Source organism: Pseudonocardia sp. Ae331_Ps2 (assembly GCF_001932405.1).
Taxonomy (GTDB): Bacteria; Actinomycetota; Actinomycetes; order Mycobacteriales; family Pseudonocardiaceae; genus Pseudonocardia.
Genome location: NZ_MCIM01000009.1, coordinates 1 through 5,740, shown reverse-complemented (window position 1 = coordinate 5,740; position 5,740 = coordinate 1). Strand labels below are relative to the sequence as shown.

Annotated in this window: 6 protein-coding genes; 2 read left to right on the top strand and 4 right to left on the bottom strand. The window is 68.3% G+C overall.

Features of this window, described 5'->3' with window-relative positions; all coding sequences use genetic code 11:
- Positions 1-105 precede the first annotated feature (105 nt).
- Positions 106-840, top strand: a complete 735-nt coding sequence (locus Ae331Ps2_RS29990) for a GntR family transcriptional regulator (RefSeq protein ID WP_075313566.1) — start codon at positions 106-108, stop codon at positions 838-840.
- Between the two features lie 209 nt (positions 841-1,049).
- A complete protein-coding gene (locus Ae331Ps2_RS29985) occupies positions 1,050-1,721 on the top strand; it encodes a hypothetical protein (protein ID WP_139319192.1) in 672 nt (223 codons plus the stop codon).
- Positions 1,722-1,976: 255 nt separating this feature from the next.
- Here the strand turns inward: Ae331Ps2_RS29985 and Ae331Ps2_RS29980 are convergent, their stop codons facing one another.
- The 4 genes from Ae331Ps2_RS29980 to Ae331Ps2_RS29960 all read right to left on the bottom strand — a co-directional run.
- A complete protein-coding gene (locus Ae331Ps2_RS29980; RefSeq protein WP_075329925.1) occupies positions 1,977-3,263 on the bottom strand; it encodes a protein rep in 1,287 nt (428 codons plus the stop codon).
- A gap of 533 nt (positions 3,264-3,796) precedes the next feature.
- Positions 3,797-5,014 (bottom strand): hypothetical protein, encoded by a 1,218-nt coding sequence (locus Ae331Ps2_RS29970; protein ID WP_075329924.1) that lies wholly within the window; start codon positions 5,012-5,014, stop codon positions 3,797-3,799.
- Between the two features lie 69 nt (positions 5,015-5,083).
- Positions 5,084-5,275: a hypothetical protein gene (locus Ae331Ps2_RS29965; RefSeq protein WP_075329923.1), complete on the bottom strand. Its 192-nt coding sequence runs from the start codon at positions 5,273-5,275 to the stop codon at positions 5,084-5,086.
- The coding region (locus tag Ae331Ps2_RS29960; RefSeq protein WP_217695674.1) for a hypothetical protein at positions 5,275-5,740 on the bottom strand (466 nt) is incomplete at its 5' end. The genes Ae331Ps2_RS29960 and Ae331Ps2_RS29965, both read right to left, overlap by 1 nt.

Sequence of the window (5,740 nt, the reverse complement as noted above, 5' to 3'; positions counted from 1 at the left end):
GTCCTCAGTTCGCAGCCTCGAAGGTCTGGGCGTCTGGACTGATAGAACCACCGTAGCATGAGTCCCCTCAAAGATCTAGACGCATGAATCGGAGGAGGTCAGACGATGGCCCGGAAGTACGAGAAGATCGCCCACGAGCTGCGAGAAGGGATCACCAACGGCACCTATCCGCCGGGGTCGACCCTCCCCGCGCTCCCCGAGTTGATGGCGACGTACGAGGTAGCGCGGGAGACCGTGCGCAGCGCGGTGTCGGCCCTTGCCAACGAGGGCCTGGTGACGCCGCTGTCAGGTGTCGGAACAGTCGTGCGCGACCTCGGCACCGTGGACATGCACAGCCAGCCCGGAGACGCGCATCCCGCGTGGGGGAGCACCACCGGGGATGACTCAAAGATCGAGACCGTCGAGGCGTCCTACGACGTCGCGAACCACGAAGTAGCGCAGCGCCTCGGCATTGGCCGGGGGGATCGGGTTGTCCACCGAGTCCGGCGGTACTACAAGGGCCGCCACATCGTGTTGCTGCACGATCAGTGGCTCCCAGGCGAGGTAGGTGCGCGAATCCACTCAGAGACCGGGTACGACCCGGCCGACAAGGACGCCCACGAGCGGACCGACCTGTACTCGTTCATGCGCGAGGCCGGATACCAGCCTGCACAGACAACCGAACGAGTGAGCACTCGGATGCCTGACCCTGACGAACGGGACGTCATGTCGATCCCGCCTGGCGTACCCGTGCTGATCACGCTGCGGACCACGCGCGACGCGAGCCAGATCGAGCTGGAAACCAGCACCTTCGTAGCAACTGGTGATCGAGCAGAGCAGACCTACACAGTGGCGATGTAGGTTCCTGGCCAACCGCGGCAGAGCCCCCATCGCCGCGGTTGGCCGGCCAGTCCGGCACTCATCAGTTGTCAGTAATACCTGACTGGTAACGGCAGGGCTTCTTGACAGTATTGTCAAGCTGTCCTGACAGTTAATTGTCGGGCTATCTTGACGATTGGTATTTCGCCAGGTAAGCTTGACTGACAGTGTCAAGGAAGGATGACTGACAGATGGCTCCCGTGAAGGACTTGAACGGCCCCTGGACCGTGACCACCGGGCATCCGGCTGCCGGTGAGCACGAGGGTCACGCGCTGGGGATCGTCGCCGGGCAGGACGACGAGCCGATCAGCAACGACACCGTGGAAGTGCACATGCGGTACGCGTCGTGCTCCTGCGGGTGGTCCGGCCAGCTGCGCACCGCCCCGGGTGCGCGCGAGCAGCGTCTGCGGACCCGCCGGTACCGGGCTCAGACCCGGGAGGTCCTGCGCCCCGAGTGGGACGCCCACGTCGCTCAGTGGCTCCCTGAGCCGCTGTCGGCCCCGGACCCAACCGAGGACACCCCCGCCACCCCGCCGGAGCCGCAGGGAGCATCTGAGAGCCCGCAGCGGCGTCGGCCGAGCAAGCGCACCAAGCGCACCAAGCCGGTCGAGTCAGTGGCCGAGCCGGAGGCCGCGGCCGTCGTCGTCGTCGAGGACCAGGCGGTGCCCGAGTCCGACCCCGGATCTCGTCTGGTCGAGGCCGCTGCCGTGGCCGGTACCGCAGCCGCCGCCGCCCGCCGAGCGAACGACGCGCTCACCGACGCCGTACGCGAGGCCCGTCAGGCCGGGATCTCCTGGGCCAAGATCGGCGCCGCTGCGTCGATGAGCCGCCAGGCCGCACACGAGCGCTGGCGCGTCCTCTGACCGCAGCCCGTCACTGACCCAGATCAAGATCAAACACACCACACCACACCACACCTATGCATCACATGATCTTGAAGGCCGCGTAGCCACCCACCGTGTTCAGCTGCATCGTCGTCGTATCGACGACACAGCGTTTCCTTAGGAAAACGCCTAACTTGGTCCGCCGGAGGTGGCCACCCAGACCACGCCCCCGGCCGAAGATCATCAGATGATGCATAGGTCCTGTCCTGTCCTGTCCTGTCCTGTCCGTCGCCCTCAGAGCGCCGTAGCGGTCTGGTAGTAGCTCCGGCGCCGTGCCCGGCGCTGTTCGGGGTCTTCGGCCGCGAGCGCAGCTTTGAGCCACGCGAACGGGACGTCGCCGGGGTCGAGCTGGACGGCGCGTTCAGTGGTGTCGGCCTCGAACTCGAAGGCCAGGCCCCGGGCGTCGAGCCAGGCACGCGCGGCGGGGACTCCGCCGTGGCGGGTCGCGATGATCAGGTCCTCGGCTACCGGGTAGATCTTCTTCCAGGTCCGGGCCGGGAAGACTCCTGCCAGCCCTCCACCTGCGTCTTCTTCGGCGATCTCCTCGTCCTTGACCTCGGTGACCCCGCAGCGCTGCTTGAGACCGTTGGACCACACGAGCTGCTGCATGCCGTGGCTGCCCTGCTCCCACTCCTGCCAGAGCGCGACGTCGCGTTCGTTGCCGGTGTCGATCGCGTCGGCGAGGATCTGGAACGGCGTGCGGGAGCCGCGCTTGCCCCGCTTCCACCGGCCACCGGCGGTCTCAAAGGCCAGCTTAGAGATGTACTTGCCCATCTTCTCCACTGCGCCGTTACCGACCCGCACGTCGATGCCGTGCTCGGCGGTAGCGCTCATACCCTTCTTCGCCAGCCCCGCGGCCCAGCGGGTGTAGACCTCGCAGGTCAGGGCCGGGATCTCCGCGCTGACATCGGTCGGGAAGATCAACAGGGCGTGGATGTGGAGGTGCCAGCCGTTGAGGTCGGTGTGGGTGCCCTCGACACCCCGGACATAGTCCATGTCCAGGTCCGTCTTCCACCGCTTCCACCCCCGCGACTGCGTGAGGTGTCGCCACGCCGTGCTCAACGCTCGGCGAAGTTCACGCAGGCTGTGGCCCCGGTGATGGCGCATCGTCAGAGTCAGCAGTGCGACCGTACCGCCACGGTCCGCGTTCCAGTTGATCAGCTGTTCGAGATCCTTCGAACGACGCGCGCTGATCTTGGCCGAGCAGACCGGGCACGCCCACACACTGCCGCAGGTAGCCAGGCCGCCGAAGCCTGCGGTTCCCGGTTCCCCCTCAGGCCCGGGCGTGTAGCGCAACGAGACCTCTCCGCCCTCGTTGATCGAGACCCGGCCGCACATCTTGACCCGCGACAGGGTCGTGATCGCGGCCAGCTCCCGGCGAGCCCGGTACTTGTCGCGCAGCGCCTGATCCTGCCGCTCCCAGAAGGCCCCCGCGTGGTCCTGACCTGCGGTGGCCGCACTTTTCGCGTCGTTACCAAGCGCGGCCGCCGAGGGGCGCACCGAAGCCAGCGCGGCCGTCACCGCACACCGCCACGACGACGCCGGCCGTGTCCGGCGCCCGGCAGAGCCGGGCACCGGCCCGCCTCAGCCTCCGGCCGGCGGGCCGGGCCCGGCACTACCAGGCGCACACCTACGGCGACGCCGACAAACGGTTCGGTGCCAGCTGCGGAGGCGTGGTGCCCTCCCTCGAACCGGCCGAGGATCGAATGCTGATCAGAACCCGTCAAGGGCGCCGCGAGCGGCGTCGCTACGCGATCGACGATGTCGACCCTTGACTGAACCTGCCCAGCCTTCAAGCGGCCTATATCGAGGAAGGGCAGGCGTCGAGACGGGCTGTGATGCCGCTGGGGCGAGCCGCTGCCTGTTCTCGACGTAGAAAAAGCGTCGCGTGACGGGGAGCCGCCAGGGGGCGATGTGAGTACGCTGTAGCTAGCCACGTTGGCCGTTCCGATCTCGCTCATCAGATGGGGGAAAGTCGGCCGACGGGCGGGCCCCGGGTGTTTTCCGCACCTGGGGCTCACTTCTTTGTCGGGCCGCCGCTGACTCTGTCGGGCTCAGGCCGCTACCTCGTGGAGGCGCGCCGCACCGTCCGCGATCTCGTCCCAGTAGCGGGCGTAGTCGGCGTCCTCCGAGGGGCCCATCAGCCGCGGTCCGCGGACCCGGCCCAACGGCCGGGCGGGTGCCTGGACCAGCGCGACTCCGGGCGGGGCGAGCTGGTGCTCCTCGAGGTGGTCGCGGGCGGACTGGCCGTGGAGCATCACCAGGGCCTCCTGGTCGTCGAGCCGGAAGCTGATCCGCAGGCCGAGCTGCCCGCGCTCGAACCCCCCGACGACCGTGGCGTCCGCGCGCTGGGTGACCACCATCAGCCGCATACCGGCCTTGTGGCCCTCGGAGACCAGGCGGCCGTAGAGCGCGAGGAGCTGCTCACGCATCTTCGGCTGGCCCTTCTCGACCTGGGCCGTCGACCCCAGACGCAGCAGCCCGGCGAACTCTTCGAGCACGACCACGATCAGCGGGAACCCGGCATGGAAGCGAGTGAACTTGTCCCGGCGAGGCGGCAGGTTCCGGATCCGGGTGTCCATCTCCGCGACCAAGCGGACCAGCAGATCCCGGTGTGCCTCAACGTCGGCCGAGCCGGTGGCCTGCCACTCGTGGTGCCGGGTGCCCACGTAGGGGCGGCCCAGCAGCAGCCCGGACAGGTCAGACCCCGCGATCAGGACATCGTCGAGGCGGGCGAGCTGCGCCAGCGCCGAGTAGCACCACACGCTCTTGCCCGAGCGGGTCGCGCCCTGGATGCAGACGTGCGGCCCCTCCACCCAGCTCTGGCGCAGTGGGTTCCCGAGCTCGTCGCGGGCGATGGTGATCTCCACGTCGAAGACCGACAGCCCGCGGCCGGCCAACGGAGCCGGGACCTCACCGTCGAGGGGATCGCCGATGAGCAGCTCGATCCGGACCCACTCCGATCCGCGCGGGTAGACCCGGATCCGGTCATAGCCCAGCGCCGCCGCGATCCGCCGCGACGCCTCGTCGGCGCGGAAGTCCTCGATGAGCTGGCCGTGGATCTTGCGCACCACCAGCACCGGATCCGGACCCGACAAGTCCGCCCGAGCCAGGGTCGGGACGACGACCGTGGTGCCGGAGGCCACCTGCACCGTGTGCGAGAGCCCCGGAACCCGCTCACAGACCCGGCGCCACGCGTTGGCCAGCCGGTCAACGAACTCGCGGGCGACCCGGTCCTCGGCACGCTCAGCGGCGCGCTGCTTGCTCCACATAGTCGTGCTCCCTCATGAGGACGGCCCCAGACCGGGAGAGGTCTCCGAGCCAGGACCGTGGTCGGGTGATCAGCTCGCGAGCGAGGTCGGTGCCGAGATCAGCTCACCAATGAAGGCCCAGCCTTCGCAGCGGGAGCAGTGCTCCGGCAGGCGACCGCCGTCGTCCGGGATCTCCTCGGCGTGCTGGCACGAGGTGCAGGTCAGCACCACCAGCACCAGGCCCATCTGGCCGTCGAGCACCGGCCACAGGCGGCCCGCCATCACGCGGCCTGCTCGTTCTTCCGGCCCGCGCCACCGATCGGCCGGATCGCGTCGGCGCGGTAGTAGACCTGCGCCCCGACGACCTTGTCCTCACCGGTGTTCTTGTCCTTGATCGTCTTGTCCATCACGCCGACCTCGAAGCCGACCAGCTCGCAGGGCGTCCCCGGCTGAAACCCGTGGCGCGGGTCCTCGTGCGACGCGATCGTCACGTTCAGCACCGAAAACGACGGCCGCCCGAACGCCTGGAACCCCACCGTGACCTGGGCAACCCACTTCGGGGTGCCGTTCCGCAAGCACTCCTGATCGGTGTCGCTGCCGAACTTCAGCTTCGGCGCCAGGTCCATGACCATCACCATCGTGAAGCTCGTCGGGTCGATCTTGAAGTTCATCGGGCCCTGGTTCGACATGCGCATCTCCCATGTTTTTCGATCCGCCACTCCGGGGCCAGACCGTCCTGTGGTTCTT